The following is a 17,406-nucleotide window of genomic DNA, read 5'->3' as shown; positions in this document are numbered from 1 at the left end:
GGATATAAAAGATAAAGGGAATAAAGATATGTACTCAAATGCATTTGACGGAAAACGGAGTAGGGCAACTGTACAGAGGGGCTACTCTTTGATACAGCTGTTGGTGGTGATATTGGTGGCTTCGATATTGGCTAGGCCGTCTGAAAGATACTTAAGATTAGTTTTCAGACGGCCTTGTTGTAAGATGAGATTTGATATTGGCGTACTTTTTTAAATACAGATAAAATCCCTGTTAATTATTTATAACGATATTTTTAGGATACACAGTGCTTGCTTTGGATTATTGTCATCAAAAGGTTGCAGAAAGTCATTCCAGTTTTTTATCCGGCTTTCGTTTTTTATCGGTAGAAAAAAGAAATGCGATCACTGTTTTATATGCTTTTTGTCGCGAACTGGATGATGTGGTTGATGGCTGTACCGATCCAAATGTAGCTCAGATAACGTTAAATTGGTGGCGCAGTGATTTGGAGAAAGTATTTAATAATGAGATGCCTGAGCATCCCGTTCATCAAGTTTTAAAAGATATTCGGGCAAATTTTGACTTGCCGAAGAATGAATTTGAAGCTTTGATTGATGGCATGCAGATGGATTTGGAGCAGGCTCGTTATGGTAGTTTTGATGAATTAAAGCTGTATTGCCACCGTGTTGCCGGGGTAGTGGGTTGTCTTATTGCGCGGATTTTAGGTTTTTCCAATCCGAAAACTTTGGAATATGCGGACAAAATGGGCTTGGCTTTGCAGTTGACGAACATTATTCGCGATGTGGGCGAAGATGCGCGGCATGGAAGAATTTATCTGCCGATAGAGGAAATGCAGAAGTTTGATGTACCTGCCAATGTAATCATGCAGTGCAAACCGACAGACAATTTTGCAAAATTGATGCAATTTCAAGTGAATAGGGCGCGTGAAACTTATCGTGAAGCGATGTTGTTTTTGCCGGCTGAGGATAAGAAATCGCAAAAAGTCGGCCTGATTATGGCGGCTATTTATTATGCGTTGTTGAATGAAATCGACCGTGATGGTGCGCAAAATGTTTTGACTTATAAAATTGCGATTCCTTCTCCCCGTAAAAAACGTATTGCTTTGAAAACTTGGCTGTTTGGATTTAAACCATGAATAAGCGTCCAAAAATTGCTGTGATTGGTGCCGGTTGGGCAGGTTTGTCTGCGGCGGTTTCCCTGATTCATCGAGCTGATATTTCTTTGTTTGAGGCCGGGAGACAGGCTGGCGGTAGGGCGCGTGCCTTAGCCGGGAAAGATGATGGATTCAGCTTTTTGGATAATGGGCAGCATATCTTGTTGGGTGCGTATCATGGTGTTCAAACTTTAATGCAACATATTGGCGTTCAACCTGAATCAGCCTTTTTACGCCAGCCTTTGCGATGGTATATCCATGAAGGATTACAGTTTCAGACGGCCTCTCTGCCTGCACCTTGGCATTTGCTTGTCGGCATCCTGCGTGCGAAAAATCTTTCTTTTTCATTGAAAATCAAATTGCTGTCGGATATGTCAGCATTGCAACGTTGGGCAGTTCATCATAAAACCGATTTGACGGTTGCAAAGTGGTTGAGAACACGAAATATTCCCCGCAGCCTGCTTGGCCAATTTTGGCAACCTTTGGTTTGGGGTGCTTTAAATACTCCGTTAGAACAGGCATCGCTGCGCATTTTATGCAATGTATTGAATGATGGCGTGTGGTCTGAAAAGGCGAACAGCGATTATCTTTTGCCTAAGCAGGATTTAGGGCGGATCGTAGCCGAACCAGCTTTGGATTTTCTGCACAAACATGGTGCAAAGATACATCTTGAAACTCGTGTTTCCCATTTAAACCATCATATTGATGGCCGAATTGAAATCAATGGTGAAATATTTGATGCGGTTGTTTTGGCTGTTGCGCCATATCATGTTGACGCGCTTCTGCCTGAAGATACGCCTGACTATATTCAGACGGCCTATCAATCGTTGCACTATCATGCGATTACCACGGTTTATTTGCGTTATGCCCAAGCAGTCAAACTGCCTGCGCCTTTAACCGGGTTTGCCGATGGTACGGCGCAATGGGTGCTACATCGGGGGACGTTGGGCTTGCCGGATAATGAAGTCGCAGTCGTTATCAGCGTTTCCGATTGTACCGAGGCTTGGAAGGATAAAGATTTGGCCGAGAAAGTTCATGCGGACATTAAGCGGGTTTGTCCGGATTTGGATAAACCCGAAGCCGTACGCATTATTACGGAAAAACGCGCGACTACGGCTGCAACGGTTGATTTTATACAACCTGATTTCTCATGGTTGCACCATCGCCGTATTTATCCGGCCGGCGACTATCTCCATCCGCGCTATCCGGCAACATTGGAAGCTGCAGTTCAGTCAGGCTTTGCCGCGGCTGAAAAGCTGATGCTGGATTTACGGGTTGAATAAACTGAGGCCGTCTGAATGTTCAGACGGCCTTTTTGACTTTACAAAACTTACCAAGCCGATACAATATCTGAAACCATAAAGTTCAAGGAACAGTCATGACGACATTAGCGAACAAAACCATCTTGATTACCGGCGCATCCCAAGGCTTGGGCGAGCAGGTTGCCAAAGCCTATGCGGCTGCCGGAGCGACTGTCATTTTGGTGGCGCGTCATCAAAAGCGTTTGGAAAAAGTATATGATGCCATTGTGGCTGCAGGCAGCCCTGAGCCGTTTGCCATCTGCTTTGATTTGATGAGCGCTGAGGAGAAAGAGTTTAAGCAATTCGCGGAAACTATTGATGAAGCTACCGGTGGAAAATTGGATGGCATGGTGCATTGTGCCAGCTATTTCTATGCCTTGTCGCCATTGGACTTCCAAACCGTATCGGAATGGGTCAACCAATACCGTATCAATACCGTTGCGCCTATGGGCTTGACCCGTGCGCTGTTCCCATTGTTGAAGCAATCCGAAGACGCTTCTGTGATTTTTGTCGGCGAAAGCCACGGCGAGAAACCGCAAGCCTATTGGGGCGGTTTCGGTGCTTCCAAAGCCGCGCTCAATTATTTGTGTAAAGTGGCTGCGGATGAGTGGGAACGTTTTGACAACCTGCGTGCCAATGTTTTGGTTCCGGGTGCCATCAATTCGCCGCAACGTATTAAATCTCATCCGGGCGAATCGAAGAGTGAACGTAAAAACTACGAAGATGTCCTGCCGCAATTTATTTGGTGGGCAAGCCAAGAGAGCAGGGGGCGGACAGGTGAAATCGTCTATCTGTAAATATACCTGCTCAGAGTGGTTTGAAAACATGAGGCCGTCTGAAATCTGTATTTTCAGATGGCCTTTAACTTATTGAGTTTTATATCTGAATAATATGGAAGTTTGATGTTTGACGTGTTAGCAGGCAAACATTAGGCTAGCACAAAATTAGATATAGTAATCTAAGTTATAGTTATATTGGATAAATATGACGGAATTTGACTTTATCAGACAATATTTGCAGCGACAAAAATCGGAAGGTCTGATTTTGGGCATAGGGGACGATGCCGCTATTATTCGCCCAAGTAACGGATTTGATTTATGTTTTAGCGCTGATATGTTGGTCAAAGGCAGACATTTTTTTGAAGATGTTTCGCCCGAAGATTTGGCATGGAAAATGCTTGCAGTAAATTTATCCGATATGGCCGCTATGGGTGCCAAGCCACGTTGGGTGTTGCTCAGTGCTGCGTTGCCTGAATTGAATCAAGATTGGCTCAAACGCTTTTGCGATAGCTTTTTTGCTTTGGCTGTGCGTTTTGATACGGTGTTGATTGGTGGCGATACCACCAAAGGCGATTTGGTCTTTAATGTAACGATAGTAGGTGAAGTTCCGACAGGGCGTGCCCTGCGGCGTGATGCGGCCGAAGTCGGCGACGATATTTGGGTATCGGGTCGGTTGGGTTTGGCTGCCGCTGCTTTGAACAAACATCTGGGGCATTATCAATTGCCGTCTGAAATCATGGCGGTTTGCGATGACAAATTGCTCCGTCCAGAACCGCGCGTTTCATTGGGGCAGGCATTGTTGCCGTTTGCCCATGCCGCGCAAGATGTTTCAGACGGCCTGGCTCAAGATGTGGGGCATATTTTGAAAGCCTCTGCTGTCGGGGCGGAAATATTTGCCGATTGTGTGCCGTCGTTGCCTGAATTGAAAAATGTGTTGTCGCGCGAGCAATGGTTGTCGGTAGTATTGGCCGGCGGCGATGACTACGAACTGATTTTTACTGCCGCTCCAGAAGACAGGAAACGCGTTTATCAGGCAGCGGAACAAAGTGGCGTACCGGTCGCCCGAATTGGTAAAATTACTGACTCAGGCCGTCTGAATATTTTGGATGCCGAAGGCGGCGTATTGGAACTGACTTCTTTAGGATTTGATCATTTTGGCTGAACGTAAACCTACTTTTTCTTGGCTGTTGCACAAACCATTGTGTTTTTTAGGATTCGGTTTCGGCAGCGGCTTGTCGCCGGTTGCGCCAGGTACGGCCGGAACGCTGGCAGCGTTGCCTCTGGCTTTTGTATTGTGCCTGTTGGGCATAGACGGCTGGATATTGCTTTTATTGTGTATCGCCTTGTTTTTTTGGGGTATCCGCATTTGCGGTTATACCGAGCGGGAACTAGGCATTCAGGATTACGGCGGTATCGTCTGGGATGAAATTGTCGCGATGCTGCTGGTGCTGTCGCTGATTCCGTTTAAATGGAGCTGGTGGCTGGCGGCTTTTATTATTTTCCGCTTGTTTGATGCGTTGAAACCATGGCCGATCAAATGGTTTGACCGGCGGATTCATGGAGGTTTAGGCATTATGCTTGATGATTTGATTGCGGCTGTGATGACCTTGATGGTCTTGGGCCTGTTTTATTGGATTGCGTGATGCGTTTTAAGTGTTTCGACCCTTTGCAAAAATAGGGCGGGCACGCCGGAATTATCCGGATTGAAATAAAATAAATACCATACGGGGTAAACAATTATGAATGAAATCGAGATTAACGTGGAGCCGCGTTATATGGCCGGTCAGAGCGACGTCTATCGCGACCGCTATGCCTTCAATTATCTGATTACCATCTGCAACCGCAGTGATGAAATCATTACTTTGCGTCAGCGTTTTTGGGAAATTACCGACGGACACGGTGAGACAGAGCAGGTCGGTCATGCTGGCTTGATTGAAGAGCAACCTGTTTTGTACCCGGGCGAAGCCTATGAGTACCACAGCGGTTCGCAAATCAGCACGCCTTGGGGCAGCATCGAAGGTGCGTATGAATTTGAAGACAGTATCGGCAAACGTTTCGTTATCGGGGTGCCGAAGCTTGAATTCAAAGCAGGCTTTACTTTGCAATAGGCCGTCTGAAAAATAGAAAACCGGAACATGCTAAATGTTCCGGTTTTCTATTTTTCAGACGGCCTTATTCAGTCTTTGCAAGGCTGTACCAATACCCACGGCACCACGACAACCGCCCACATTTCCTGAGACCTTTGCAAAATTCCCCAAAATCCCCTAAATTCCCACCAAGACATTTAGGGGATTTTCCATGAGCACCTTCTTCCAGTAAACCGCCCAAGCCATGATTGCCAAACACATCGACCGCTTCCCGCTATTGAAGTTGGATCAGGTGATTGATTGGCAGCCGATCGAGCAGTACCTGAATCGTCAAGGAACCCGTTACGTCCGAGACCACCGCGGCCGTCCCGCCTATCCCCTGTTGTCCATGTTCAAAGCCGTCCTGCCCGGACAATGGCACAGCCTCTCCGATCCCGAACTCGAACACAGCCTCATCACCCGCATCGATTTCAACCTGTTTTGCCGTTTTGACGAACTGAGCATCCCCGATTACAGCACCTTATGCCGCTACCGCAACCGGCGGCGCAAGACAACACCCTGTCCGAACTGCTGGAACTGATTAACCACCAACTGACCGAAAAAAACCTAAAAATAGAGAAAGCATCCGCCGCCGTCATTGACGTCACCATTATTCAGACCGCCGGCAGCAAACAGCGTCAGGCCATAGAAGTCGATGAGGAAGGACAAGTCAGCGGCCAAACCACACCGAGCAAAGACAAAGATGCCCGCCGGACAAAGAAAAACGGCTTATACAGACTCGGTTACAAATAACATACCCGTACCGATGAGGAAGGCTATATCGAGAAACTGCACATTACCCCCGCCAATACCCATGAGTGCAACCACCTGTCGCCTTTGTTGGAGGGCATTGCCGAAGGTACGACCGTCTATGCCGACAAAGGCTGCGACAGTAAGGAAAACCGGCAACATCTGGAAGAACATCGGCTGCAGGACGGCATTATGCGCAAAGCACACCGCAACCGTCCGCTGACGGAAAATCAAACGAAGCGTAACCGATATTTGTCGAAAACCCGTTATGTGGTCGAACAAAGCTTCGGGACGCTGCACCGTAAATTTCGCTATGCCCGGGCAGCCTATTTCGGGCTGATTAAAGTGAGTGCGCAAAGCCATCTGAAGGCGATGTGACGGAAACAACCGAAAACCTGTGTTTGGGTTTTGGCTGTTGGGGGAAAGACTTTTTTGCAAAGGTCTCTTCCTGCTTATCCGCTAAAAATGTGCGCGCCATATCATCGCTGATGGCACCGAATTTGCCTTGTTCCATCCATTGTTTCAATGGTGCGGCTTCATCTTCGGCAACATGGCGGGCGACGGCAATCAAATCCAAATCAGGCGCAACATAGATGGCGGCACCGCGTGCGAAGTGGGGTTGCAGCTCTTCCCATGAAATGCGGGCTGTTTCGGTATTGAGTTTTTCGTTTAAGAGTGGAATAGACATAGGACAATCATCAAATAAAAAATGGATTGTAACCGATATTCGGCCTTTTGCCCGATGCCGTCTGAAAACGAAAGAAATTTACAGGGTTAACGTTATACAGTATCATTTTAATGTTTTAATTTTCTTTCAGACGGCCTGTTGTCCGTATTTGGGCAAGGGCGGTTTTAGGCTTATGAATTCTGTATTGTTGACCGGATTGCTGCAAAGGCTGCTGATTGCGCTTGTCGCATTAGCGGCGTTGTGGGCTGTATATTTTTGGGCGGTATCGCCATGAGTATCGTGGTGGAGAATCTGACGGTCAGCTATCAGCGCAGGCCGGTGGTGCACCATGTCGATATGGTGTTTGAAGATGGCAAGATGTGGACGATTTTCGGGCCGAACGGCGCGGGCAAATCGACTTTGCTCAAAGCCATTATGGGTTTGCAGAAGACGGACACGGGCAGCGTGCGCTATGAAAATATGGCGCGCAAGGATATTGCCTATCTGCCGCAGCAGTCGGATATTGACCGCAGCCAGCCGATGACAGTGTTTGAACTGGCGGCGATGGGGCTGTGGTATGAAATCGGATTTTTCGGACGCGTGAACGCGGAGCAGAAAAAGCGCGTAATGGCGGCTTTGGAACGCGTGGAAATGCAGGATTTTGCCACGCGCCAAATCGCGCACTTGTCCAATGGCCAGTTCCAACGTGTGTTATTCGCGCGGATGCTGGTGCAGGATGCCAAATTTTTGTTGCTAGACGAACCGTTTAACGCGGTGGATGCGCGGACGACTTATGCACTGTTGGAAGTTTTGCGCCAGTGCCATCAGGACGGTCAGGCTGTGATTGCCGTGTTGCATGATTACGAGCAGGTGAGGGCATATTTTGCCAACACGCTGCTTTTGGCGCGTGAAAAAGTGACTGCCGGTGCGACGGAAAATGTGTTGACTGATGAATTTTTGGCACAGGCAAACCGAATGATGCAGAAACAGGAAGCGGCCGATTGGTGCGCGGTTTAATGGATAAGGCCGTCTGAAAGTAAGTGTTTTTCAGACGGCCTAAGGCTTTCAGAGATTAATAAAAAAGCGATAAAACATGGATTTATATGATTTGGTCGTCGCGCCGTTCGTCGAATTTGACTTTATGCGCTATGCCTTGGCATCGATTTTCTGCCTGGCATTGAGCGCGGCGCCTGTCGGTGTGTTTTTGGTGATGCGCCGCATGAGTTTGGTGGGTGATGCCTTGAGCCATGCGGTTTTGCCCGGTGCGGCCATTGGCTATATGTTTGCCGGTTTGAGTTTGCCTGCGATGAGTGTCGGCGGTTTTGCGGCCGGGTTGCTGATGGCTTTGTTGGCAGGTTTGGTCAGCCGGTTTACTTCATTGAAAGAAGATGCGAACTTTGCCGCATTTTATTTGAGCAGCCTTGCCATCGGCGTGGTTTTGGTCAGCAAAAACGGCAGCAGCGTCGATTTGCTGCATTTGCTGTTTGGTTCGGTGTTGGCAGTGGATATTCCGGCTTTGCAGCTGATTGCCGTTTCTGCAAGTGTCACTATTTTGCTGATGGCGGTCATGTTCCGCCCGCTGGTGTTGGAAAGCATAGACCCTTTGTTCCTCAAGGCCGTCGGCGGCAAGGGCGGCTTTTGGCATGTGCTGTTTTTGGTGCTGGTCGTGATGAATCTGGTTGCCGGTTTTCAGGCATTGGGTACGCTGATGTCGGTCGGCTTGATGATGTTGCCGGCGATTACCGCCAGACTGTGGGCGAAAAGCATGGGTTGGCTGATGATTTTGTCTGTCGCATTGGCTTTGCTTTGCGGCTTGGCAGGACTGTTGTTTTCCTACCATATCGAAATCCCGTCCGGCCCTGCGATTATTTTATGCTGCGGCACGCTTTACCTGATTTCCGTTGTGTTTGGTTGGGAAGGCGGCATTTTGGCAAAATGGCTGCGCCGCAAGAAACACCGCACGGCATAATTTTTCAGACGGCCGCTTGAATAATCAGGCGGTCTGTCTTATGATGATGTTAATGTTACGTTATATCACTGGAGAGAATATGAAACATTGGAAACTCGGCATTGTTGCCGCATTATTGACCGGTGCCGCTTATGCCGCTCCTTTGCCTGTTGTGACCAGCTTCAGCATTTTGGGCGATGTGGCCAAACAGATTGGTGGCGACCGTGTGGCCGTTCAAAGCTTGGTGGGCGCAAATCAAGACAGCCATGCCTACCACATGACCAGTGGCGACATCAAAAAAATCCGCAGTGCCAAATTGGTATTGCTCAACGGCTTGGGCTTGGAAGCCGCCGATGTACAGCGCGCAGTCAAACAGAGCAAAGTTCCTTTTGCCGAAGCGACCAAAGGCATTCAGGCGTTGAAAGCAGAAGAGGGCGGCCATCATCATGACCACGATCACGAAGGCCATCATCACGATCATGGCGAGTTTGACCCGCATGTTTGGACCGACCCCGTTCTGATGGGTACTTATGCGCAAAACGTTGCCAATGCTTTGATTCAAGCCGATCCTGAAGGTAAAACTTACTATCAGCAACGTTTGGGCAACTATCAAATGCAGCTGAAAAAACTGCACAGCGATGTACAGGCTGCCTTTAATGCCGTGCCTGCCGCCAAGCGTAAAGTCTTGACCGGACACGATGCGTTCTCTTACATGGGTAAACGCTACAATATTGAATTTATCGCCCCACAAGGCGTGAGCAGTGAGGCCGAGCCGTCTGCCAAACAAGTGGCTTCCATCATCCGCCAAATCAAACGCGAGGGCATTAAGGCCGTCTTTACTGAAAACATCAAAGACACGCGTATGATTGACCGTATTGCCAAAGAAACCGGCGTCAATGTCAGCGGACGTTTGTATTCTGATGCATTGGGTGGCGCACCGGCCAACAGCTACATCGGTATGTACCGCTACAATGTCAAAGTTTTGACCGATGCCATGAAAAAATAAAGCGGCTTAAGGATAAAGGCCGTCTGAAACCTTAAAAACAAGGTTTCAGACGGCCTTTTATATGCTTATTTTTAAAATAAACCGTCAAATTTAAAATATAAAAATAAAATTTGTGCTATTAAAAGTTTAATTATCAAAAATTCATGCTAATTTGCTTGGTAAGTACGCACCATCCGTGCGAATTGCTTATCGGCTGTCCGTCAGCCACTCACGGCTTGACTTCACCCTGTTACAATTCGGCATCTTCACGTTTCTTAATATTACATCATGAGCAACCATTCGTCTTGGTCATCCAAAATCGGCTTTGTGCTTGCTGCGGCAGGCTCGGCCATCGGTTTGGGTGCAATTTGGAAATTCCCTTATACGGCCGGTACAAACGGTGGCGCTGTATTTTTTCTTTTGTTTTTGATTTTTACGATTTTGGTAGCCTTGCCGGTTCAACTGGCCGAGTTTTACATCGGCCGTACGGGCGGTAAAAACGCCATCGATTCTTTCAAAGCATTGCGTCCGGGTTCGCAGTGGCCGTGGGTCGGCCGCATGGGTGTGGCCGCGTGTTTTATTTTGCTGTCGTTTTACAGCGTGGTCGGCGGCTGGGTGTTGAACTACGTTGTGCACAGCTTTACCGGCGAAATTCATGCCGGTGCGGATTTTGAAGCCTTGTTCGGCAACACGATTTCTTCACCGTTTGGCTCGCTGTTTTACCAAGGCTTGTTCATGCTGATTACCATTTGGGTGGTTAAAGGCGGCATTTCAAACGGCATTGAAAAGGCAAACCGCGTGTTGATGCCGGGTTTGTTTATCCTCTTTATCGCACTGGCCGTTCGTTCGCTGACCTTGCCCGGCGCAATGGAGGGCGTGGCATTCTTGTTGAAACCGGATTGGTCGTATTTGAAACCGGGCACGATGCTGACTGCTTTGGGTCAGGCATTTTTTGCCTTGAGTATCGGCGTGTCTGCGATGATTACCTATGCCTCGTATTTGGGTAAGGATCAGGATATGTTCCGCTCCGGCCATATGATTATGTGGATGAACCTGTTTGTGTCGCTGCTGGCCGGTTTGGTGATTTTCCCTGCGGTATTTGCCTTCGGTTTTGAACCCGGTCAAGGCCCTGGTTTGATTTTTATTGTGTTGCCTGCGGTATTCATGAAAATGCCGATGGGTACATATTTGTTTGCCGTGTTTATGCTGTTGGTTGTCTTTGCGACGCTGACTTCCGCATTTTCCATGCTGGAAACCGTTATCGCAGCAACCATCCGTCAAGACGAGAAAAAGCGCAGCAGTCACGCTTGGGTAACCGGTATTGCGATTTTCATAGTCGGTATTCCTTCGGCGCTGTCATTTGGCGTTTGGAGCGAGTTTAAAATTTTCGGCAAAACCATTTTTGACTTGTGGGACTTCATTATTTCCGCCGTTATCATGCCGATTGGCGCATTGAGCGTTGCCGTGTTTACGTCATGGGTTCAGGACAAACAGTCCGTCCTGCGCGATGCGGGCATGGGCAGTACCATTCCGAAACAGTTGCTTTACCTGTGGCTGGGTGTGCTTCGCTATCTTGCGCCGATTGCGATTATTGTGGTGTTCATCAACTCTTTGGGTTTGATTTAATCCGATAGAGAGCAAACAGTCCGGCGTTGCATTGTTTCGCCGGACTGTTTGTTTAAAAACATCATTAAAAATATTAAGGCCGTCTGAAAATTTTTCAGACGGCCTTTTTATATATGCGCGAGGCTGATTAGAACTTCGCTTGCAGTCTCAGCCATGCAGTACGGCCGGGTTCGTTCACGCGCATGGTTTGTGTACCGGCAGACGGGTCGCCGCCGCGGCTGACGAATTCAGCATAGGTTTTGTTGAACACGTTGTCCACGCCGCCTTGCAATGTGGCGTATTTGCTGAATTTCCAACCGGCGTTAAGCGAGAGTACGCCAAAGCCCGAAGAAGCGCCGATGTCTTGACCGACGATATTGCCTTGGCCTTTGCTGTAACGGTTTTGTTTGGCTACGACGCGCCATAATGCGCCCGCGCTGAATTTGCCGTTGTCAAAGGCGAGGGTGTTGTTCCACTCGAGTGGCGGAGTTTGTGCCAAAGGTTTGCCGTCGGTACGGTTTTTGCCGTGGGTGTAGGCGAGGCTGGTGCCGACTTCCCAGTTAGGCGCAAATGTCCATTTGACTTCGGCTTCGCCGCCAAAGCGAGAAGCGTTGATGTTGCGCACGCCGAAATTCATGCCTTGGCGCTCCATCATGATGAAGTCTTTGATGTCGCTGCCGAATACGGATACAGACGCGTGGAGGTTAGGACGTTTCCAGATTACACCAGCATCGATTTGGCGGTTTTGCTCTGCGCGGATGGCTTTGTTTTCAGAGTGCAGGCGTTCCCAGTAGTCAGGTGCGCGTTCGGCAATACCGAAGCCGGCATAGTATTTCAGGCCGTTGTCCGTATTTCTTTCCCAGCGCAGGAATCCTGAGTTCAAATTGAATTTTTGATGTTTCAAAACGGGGTTGGTCACGCGTGCGGTATCGTAATGCGCTTTGACTTGGTCATGGCGCAAACCTGCTACCCAGCGTTGATTGTCGGTTTGCTGCCAAGAGGCTTCGGTGAAAATACCCCATTGTTTGAAACTTTGGTTGGGCATGTAAGGCTTGTGGCTGTAGCCGTCGCCACCACGCTCCATGCGTGCGACGTGGACGTCGTCCAGATAATCCAAACCGGTTTGCAGGTTGAGCTTGTCCCAGTCGAAAGTGGCTTTCAGACGGCCTGTATCGGTATTGCGTTTAGGGTTGTTGGCATTTTTAATCTGCATGCCGGCAGGATCGTAGATGGTACGCAGGCTGTATGTGTCCATCACGTGGTCGATTTCGCTTTTACCATAGCGCAGTTCCAACTCGCTGAACCATGGGGTAAGGTTGCGTTGGGTAAAGCGGATGTTCCACGCATCACGGTCGAATTTGCTGCCGTCCATCATGCGGTCGGCGTAGGCAACCTTGGCCCTGCTGCGCTCGTATGTGCCGGCAATGGTGGTATTTTCTGTCGGGGTAACACCCAGTTGCAACATTTGGCTGTCGCGTTTGAAGTTGGAGTGAATGCGGTTGCCGTCGCCGTCTTTGTAATCGTCGGCTTCGTTATGGGAGATATTGGTACGGACGTAGCCGTATTTTCCGCCGAACTCGGCTTCCAGCGAGCCGTCAAGGCGGTCGTTGCTGCCTGCTGTCAGAGTGGCGTTAATGTTATAAGGTTTTTCAGTGAAATCAGGATCTTTACGGATAAACTGTACCGAGCCGCTGACCAAGCCCATGCCTTGGGTGACGGTTTGCGGGCCTTTGGTGACCACGACTTGATCAAATGAGTTTGGGTGAATATAGGCAGTCGGTGGGTCCATACGCATACCGCAACCGCCATAAATAAACTGGTCGTCGGCATTGACGGAGAGGCGCGAGCCGCCCAAACCACGGAATAATGGATCGCCCGAGCTGCCGCCTTTGCGGATGATGCTCATATTAGGCACGGATTGCAAAAGGTCTGCCCCGTCACCGGCAGGGAGGGGTTGCAAAGCAGCTTTGGGGTTGAAAGTAACGCGGTTGGCTTTTTGTTGTTGTGTGCCGGTGACGGTGACAGGGGAAAGGGTAACTGTTTCTTCAGGTACAGGGTCAGTGTCTGCCCATGCTTGGGATACGGCTAAGACGATAGGCAAGATAAGTAATGGTGGGTATTTCATGTAGTTTCTCTCTATTATTAAGTGTCATATTGAGTAATGCTTAAGTAGTATATATAAAGTTTAGTAAAATTAAAACATACTGTTTTTAACTTATATCAATATTTATCATTTTATTTGCATGTTTTGCTGGTTCGTGATTTGGTTATACCAGTAATGGTAAAATTTGATTCTTCTTAAGCAGTTCATAAAAAATACCAATATGGTTTTAAACTTGATTATTGGGAATTTCATTAATTTAATTATTTAACTGAAAGCAAGAAGATATTTGGTATAGAAAGCGTCATTTGCTTATGATTTTCTATTGATGTTGCGATTTGATAACATTTCTTGACGAAAAAATAGGGGATTGATTAGAATGGGCGGCCAATTGGTCAATCCAATTTATGGCCGTCTGAATAAAACTGTCCTTCAATCATCAGGAATACAACATGACGAAATTGGTTCGTCCGCAAAAAATCAGCGATCAGGTTTTAGCCGTTTTGGAAGAACGTATCGCTACCGGCATTTATGAAGAAGGCAGTAAATTGCCTCCCGAACGTACGCTTGCGGAAGAATTCGGCGTATCACGTCCGTCGGTCAGGGTGGCATTGAATATCTTGATTGCGAAGCAGGTTTTGGAAGCGCGGCAGGGCGATGGCTATTATGTTTCCGTCAAGCCGCAACAGGATTTTTTACAAAGCTGGCAGGAGTTGCTCGGCAAACATACCAATTGGGAAACAGACGTATTCGATTTTAGCTGTCATGTTGAAGGCTGTATGGCGGCGCTGGCTGCCGAAAGACGGACTGACGCCGATTTGAAACGCATTGACTTTTGGAGGCAGAAGTTTGAAACGGCTTGTGAAAGCGGAAATTTGGAGCATCAGGCCGAAGCAGACGTCAGCTTCCATCAAACCATTGCCGATGCTGCACACAATATCCTATTCAGCCACCTTTCCAGCAGCCTGCTCAAAATGCTTTATCAGCAAACACGCAGCGGCATTATCTATATCCATCAAACCGAAGACCCGCGCCCGACATTGATTGCCCAGCACCGCGCTATTTTTGAAGCCGTTGCCCAGGCCAAACCGGCAGAGGCTGCTGAAGCGGCCAAGCTGCATTTGAATTATGTCGCCCACCGCATTTTGCAGGACAGGGAATATCAAAGCCGCAGCGAGCATGCGGATGTATTGGCACAAAATGATTTGAAACGGGTAGATTGGTAGCGTTTAAAAATAATCAGGCCGTCTGAATTTTTCAGACGGCCTGATTTTGCAAATAAGGACTTTTAGTGCCACAATCTTCATCAATTCTGTCTGAAAACAAAGGAAGCACCATGTACCGTCATGTCGAGTATTATCCGGGCGACCCGATTTTGAGTTTGGTTGAAACCTTCAAACGCGACGAGCGTCCTGAAAAAGTCAATTTGAGCATAGGCATTTATTTTGATGACGAAGGCAAAATGCCGGTTTTGGAATCTGTCCGCCGAGCAGAAGCAGAGCGTGCGGCCGTACCGCGACCATCGCCTTATCTGCCGATGGAAGGTTTGGACACTTATCGAAGCGCGGTTCAGCGTTTGTTGTTTGGCAAGGATAATCTGGCATTGGCAGAAGGGCGTGTTGCAACCGTACAGACTTTAGGCGGCTCGGGGGCATTGAAAGTCGGTGCCGACTTTTTGCACCGTTGGTTCCCTGATGCAAAAGCCTATGTCAGCGATCCGACGTGGGACAACCATAAAGGCATTTTTGAAGGCGCAGGTTTTGAAGTGGGGACGTATCCTTATTACAACCCTGAAACCGTCGGCGTGAAATTTGAAGAAATGACTGCGTTTTTCAAAACATTGTCGGAAAACAGCGTCTTGATCTTGCACCCATGCTGTCAAAACCCGACCGGCGTAGATATGTCGCAAGCACAATGGGATGAAGTGTTGGACATCATCAAAACGCACAAGCTGATTCCATTTATGGATATTGCCTATCAAGGTTTCGGCGAGGATTTGGACAGCGATGCCTATGCAATCCGTAAAGCCGTCGAAATGGGTCTGCCTTTGTTTGTCAGCAACTCTTTCTCGAAAAACCTGTCGCTGTACGGAGAGCGCGTCGGCGGTTTGAGCGTAGTGTGTCCCAATAAGGAAGAAGCAGAGCTGGTGTTCGGACAGTTAAAATTTACCGTCCGCCGCATTTATTCCAGCCCTGCCGCGCATGGTGCATATATTGCGTCTGATGTGATGAACAGCGATGATTTGCGCGCTTTGTGGGAGAACGAGGTTTACGCCATGCGCGACCGTATCCGTGCCATGCGTCAGAAGCTTTATGATGTTTTGACGGCCAAAATCCCCAATCGCGATTTCAGCTATTTCATCAAACAGCGCGGCATGTTCAGCTATACAGGCCTGACCGTAGAGCAGGTACGCCGCCTGCGTGACGAGTTTGCCGTTTATTTGCTTGATTCGGGCAGGATGTGTGTGGCCGGTTTGAATGCATCAAATATCGATTATGTGGCCGAGGCATTTGCCAAAGTGTTGCAATAGCCGTTCAATCTGAAATTGAATGTAGTTTTATTTGAAGTAAATCAAAAGGCCGTCTGAAAAATTTTCATCTTTCAGACGGCCTATTTATAATTGGCGCACCCAACAGGGATCGAACCTGTGACCTCCAGCTTCGGAAACTGACACTCTTCCAACTGAGCTATGGGTGCGGAAGCCGTAAGGTTAACGCATATTGGCTTTATTGGCAAAGTTTATCTTGAAAGTGTCTGAAAGTGGCATTGGCGGTCACTTTTTTGCATGGCTGGAATAATCAATTAACTACAAAGGCTTATGGATTATAGACGGCCTTTTTGAGGATTTTTGCGTATCTTTTTCTCAAGATGGATTGGAAAGCCTTTGCGAATTCAGTATAATCCAGCAAAATATTGTTAATTGCGTTTAACACATAAACTATAACTTACAGCACAACCTAACCTAACGGCGAGGCCTACCAAATGAAACAACTCCGCGACCACAAAGCCCAAGGCTCTGCATTGTTCACCCTTGTGAGCGGTATCGTTATTGTTATTGCAGTGATTTTCTTCCTGATCAAATTGGCAGGAAGCGGTTCATTCGGCGATGTTAACGAAACAACCGAAGCTGCGACTCAAACCCGTATCCAGCCAGTCGGCCAACTCAAACTGGGCGACGGCATCCCTGTCGGCGAACGTCAAGGCGACCAGATTTTCAACAAAATCTGTATCCAATGTCACGCGGCGGACAGCATTGTTCCTAATGCGCCTAAATTTGAAAACAAAGGCGATTGGGCTCCTCGTATCGCCCAAGGTTTTGACACCTTGTTCCAACACGCTTTGAACGGTTTCAACGCAATGCCTGCCAAAGGCGGTGCGGCTGATTTGACCGATCAAGAATTGAAACGCGTGATTACTTATATGGCCAACAAAGCCGGCGGTACTTTCCCTGATCCTGATGCTGCGGCTCCTGCCGATGCCGCTGCTTCCGGCGAAGCTGCTTCAGCTCCTGCTGCTGAGGGTGCGGCTCCTGCCGATGCTCCTAAAGCAGATGCTGCCAAAGCTGAAGACAAAGGCGCAGCTGCCGGCGGTGCAGACGGTAAAAAAGTTTACGAAGCCAGTTGCCAAGCATGTCACGGTGGTGCGGTTCCCGGTATTCCTCATGTAGGCAAAAAAGAAGACTGGGCTCCTCGTATCAAACAAGGTAAAGACACCCTGCACAAACATGCAATCGAAGGCTTTAACGCAATGCCTGCCAAAGGCGGTAACGGCAGCCTGAGCGACGATGAAGTGAAAGCTGCAGTTGATTACATGGCTAATCAATCTGGTGCTAAATTCTAAGATTTGACTTTGACTCTCGAATAGAAAGCGCATTCTGCATAGGATGCGCTTTTTTCGTGCAGGAAGGCCTGATCTTGCTATAATACGTAAGTAGTAGATTATGGTTTGTCTGAAAGATTCAGACGGCCTTCAAACACAATATTCTTTTAAAGAAGTTCAACCATATTCACA

15 protein-coding genes, 1 tRNA gene and 1 pseudogene are annotated in these 17,406 nt (G+C 48.2%); 14 read left to right on the top strand and 3 right to left on the bottom strand.

The window, feature by feature from the left end; translation table 11 throughout:
* Positions 1 to 266 precede the first annotated feature (266 nt).
* The 7 genes and pseudogenes from hpnD (at position 267) to O3660_RS10515 (ending at position 6,467) form a co-directional block, all read left to right on the top strand.
* Positions 267 to 1,115 (top strand): presqualene diphosphate synthase HpnD, encoded by an 849-nt coding sequence (gene hpnD, locus O3660_RS10545; protein WP_049350697.1) that lies wholly within the window; start codon positions 267 to 269, stop codon positions 1,113 to 1,115.
* Positions 1,112 to 2,416 carry a hydroxysqualene dehydroxylase HpnE gene (gene hpnE, locus O3660_RS10540; protein WP_049350698.1) on the top strand — a complete coding sequence of 435 codons (1,305 nt, stop codon included), beginning with the start codon at positions 1,112 to 1,114 and terminating at the stop codon, positions 2,414 to 2,416. The genes hpnD and hpnE overlap by 4 nt, the downstream gene beginning before the upstream one ends.
* Positions 2,417 to 2,511: 95 nt before the next feature.
* A complete protein-coding gene (locus O3660_RS10535; protein WP_049350699.1) occupies positions 2,512 to 3,231 on the top strand; it encodes an SDR family oxidoreductase in 720 nt (239 codons plus the stop codon).
* A 187-nt stretch (positions 3,232 to 3,418) separates the two neighbouring features.
* Entirely contained in the window at positions 3,419 to 4,375 is a 957-nt protein-coding gene (gene thiL, locus O3660_RS10530; RefSeq protein ID WP_049350700.1) for a thiamine-phosphate kinase, read from the top strand.
* Positions 4,368 to 4,856 (top strand): phosphatidylglycerophosphatase A, encoded by a 489-nt coding sequence (locus tag O3660_RS10525; protein ID WP_049350702.1) that lies wholly within the window; start codon positions 4,368 to 4,370, stop codon positions 4,854 to 4,856. Before thiL ends, O3660_RS10525 begins: the two co-directional genes overlap by 8 nt.
* A gap of 96 nt (positions 4,857 to 4,952) precedes the next feature.
* Positions 4,953 to 5,321, top strand: a complete 369-nt coding sequence (apaG, locus tag O3660_RS10520; RefSeq protein ID WP_049350701.1) for a Co2+/Mg2+ efflux protein ApaG — start codon at positions 4,953 to 4,955, stop codon at positions 5,319 to 5,321.
* 223 nt (positions 5,322 to 5,544) lie between these two features.
* Positions 5,545 to 6,467 (top strand): annotated as a pseudogene (locus O3660_RS10515) (IS5 family transposase).
* On the opposite strand, the gene O3660_RS10510 reads toward O3660_RS10515, so the two are convergent.
* Entirely contained in the window at positions 6,430 to 6,777 is a 348-nt protein-coding gene (locus O3660_RS10510; protein WP_318250444.1) for a DUF2288 domain-containing protein, read from the bottom strand. The pseudogene O3660_RS10515 and the gene O3660_RS10510 overlap by 38 nt on opposite strands.
* Positions 6,778 to 7,047: 270 nt before the next feature.
* On the opposite strand from O3660_RS10510, the gene O3660_RS10505 reads away from it, so the two are divergent.
* The 4 genes from O3660_RS10505 (at position 7,048) to O3660_RS10490 (ending at position 11,315) form a co-directional block, all read left to right on the top strand.
* Positions 7,048 to 7,773 carry a metal ABC transporter ATP-binding protein gene (locus tag O3660_RS10505; RefSeq protein WP_210398831.1) on the top strand — a complete coding sequence of 242 codons (726 nt, stop codon included), beginning with the start codon at positions 7,048 to 7,050 and terminating at the stop codon, positions 7,771 to 7,773.
* A gap of 76 nt (positions 7,774 to 7,849) precedes the next feature.
* Positions 7,850 to 8,725 carry a metal ABC transporter permease gene (locus tag O3660_RS10500; protein WP_003747573.1) on the top strand — a complete coding sequence of 292 codons (876 nt, stop codon included), beginning with the start codon at positions 7,850 to 7,852 and terminating at the stop codon, positions 8,723 to 8,725.
* Positions 8,726 to 8,804: 79 nt separating this feature from the next.
* Positions 8,805 to 9,710 (top strand): metal ABC transporter solute-binding protein, Zn/Mn family, encoded by a 906-nt coding sequence (locus O3660_RS10495; RefSeq protein WP_141752822.1) that lies wholly within the window; start codon positions 8,805 to 8,807, stop codon positions 9,708 to 9,710.
* Between the two features lie 267 nt (positions 9,711 to 9,977).
* Positions 9,978 to 11,315 (top strand): sodium-dependent transporter, encoded by a 1,338-nt coding sequence (locus tag O3660_RS10490; RefSeq protein WP_049352792.1) that lies wholly within the window; start codon positions 9,978 to 9,980, stop codon positions 11,313 to 11,315.
* 127 nt (positions 11,316 to 11,442) lie between these two features.
* On the opposite strand, the gene O3660_RS10485 is transcribed toward O3660_RS10490, so the two are convergent.
* Complete coding sequence (locus O3660_RS10485; RefSeq protein ID WP_049352791.1) at positions 11,443 to 13,419, bottom strand: TonB-dependent copper receptor; 1,977 nt, start codon at positions 13,417 to 13,419, stop codon at positions 11,443 to 11,445.
* 428 nt (positions 13,420 to 13,847) lie between these two features.
* Between O3660_RS10485 and O3660_RS10480 the strand changes: the two genes are divergently transcribed.
* Positions 13,848 to 14,621, top strand: coding sequence for a FadR/GntR family transcriptional regulator (locus O3660_RS10480; protein WP_049352790.1), 774 nt, complete (start codon positions 13,848 to 13,850; stop codon positions 14,619 to 14,621).
* Between the two features lie 110 nt (positions 14,622 to 14,731).
* A complete protein-coding gene (locus tag O3660_RS10475; protein ID WP_049352787.1) occupies positions 14,732 to 15,925 on the top strand; it encodes an amino acid aminotransferase in 1,194 nt (397 codons plus the stop codon).
* A 91-nt stretch (positions 15,926 to 16,016) separates the two neighbouring features.
* On the opposite strand, the gene O3660_RS10470 is transcribed toward O3660_RS10475, so the two are convergent.
* Positions 16,017 to 16,092: transfer RNA gene (locus O3660_RS10470), tRNA-Arg, on the bottom strand.
* A 285-nt stretch (positions 16,093 to 16,377) separates the two neighbouring features.
* Here O3660_RS10470 and O3660_RS10465 point away from each other — a divergent pair.
* Positions 16,378 to 17,235, top strand: a complete 858-nt coding sequence (locus O3660_RS10465) for a cytochrome c5 family protein (RefSeq protein ID WP_003685059.1) — start codon at positions 16,378 to 16,380, stop codon at positions 17,233 to 17,235.
* Positions 17,236 to 17,406 lie beyond the last annotated feature (171 nt).

It is taken from the genome of Neisseria sp. 27098_8_139 (assembly GCF_041433195.1).
Taxonomy (GTDB): Bacteria; Pseudomonadota; Gammaproteobacteria; order Burkholderiales; family Neisseriaceae; genus Neisseria; species Neisseria subflava.
This window is presented reverse-complemented; position numbering and strand designations above follow the sequence as displayed.

Bases quoted from the DNA above. Each gene is read 5' to 3' on its own strand.
- O3660_RS10485 (WP_049352791.1), bottom strand. From the start codon at position 13,419: ATGAAATACCCACCATTACTTATCTTGCCTATCGTCTTAGCCGTATCC.
- thiL (WP_049350700.1), top strand. From the start codon at position 3,419: ATGACGGAATTTGACTTTATCAGACAATATTTGCAGCGACAAAAATCG.
- apaG (WP_049350701.1), top strand. From the start codon at position 4,953: ATGAATGAAATCGAGATTAACGTGGAGCCGCGTTATATGGCCGGTCAG.
- O3660_RS10510 (WP_318250444.1), bottom strand. From the start codon at position 6,777: ATGTCTATTCCACTCTTAAACGAAAAACTCAATACCGAAACAGCCCGC.
- O3660_RS10465 (WP_003685059.1), top strand. From the start codon at position 16,378: ATGAAACAACTCCGCGACCACAAAGCCCAAGGCTCTGCATTGTTCACC.
- hpnE (WP_049350698.1), top strand. From the start codon at position 1,112: ATGAATAAGCGTCCAAAAATTGCTGTGATTGGTGCCGGTTGGGCAGGT.
- O3660_RS10535 (WP_049350699.1), top strand. From the start codon at position 2,512: ATGACGACATTAGCGAACAAAACCATCTTGATTACCGGCGCATCCCAA.
- O3660_RS10490 (WP_049352792.1), top strand. From the start codon at position 9,978: ATGAGCAACCATTCGTCTTGGTCATCCAAAATCGGCTTTGTGCTTGCT.
- O3660_RS10480 (WP_049352790.1), top strand. From the start codon at position 13,848: ATGACGAAATTGGTTCGTCCGCAAAAAATCAGCGATCAGGTTTTAGCC.
- O3660_RS10495 (WP_141752822.1), top strand. From the start codon at position 8,805: ATGAAACATTGGAAACTCGGCATTGTTGCCGCATTATTGACCGGTGCC.
- O3660_RS10505 (WP_210398831.1), top strand. From the start codon at position 7,048: ATGAGTATCGTGGTGGAGAATCTGACGGTCAGCTATCAGCGCAGGCCG.
- O3660_RS10475 (WP_049352787.1), top strand. From the start codon at position 14,732: ATGTACCGTCATGTCGAGTATTATCCGGGCGACCCGATTTTGAGTTTG.
- O3660_RS10500 (WP_003747573.1), top strand. From the start codon at position 7,850: ATGGATTTATATGATTTGGTCGTCGCGCCGTTCGTCGAATTTGACTTT.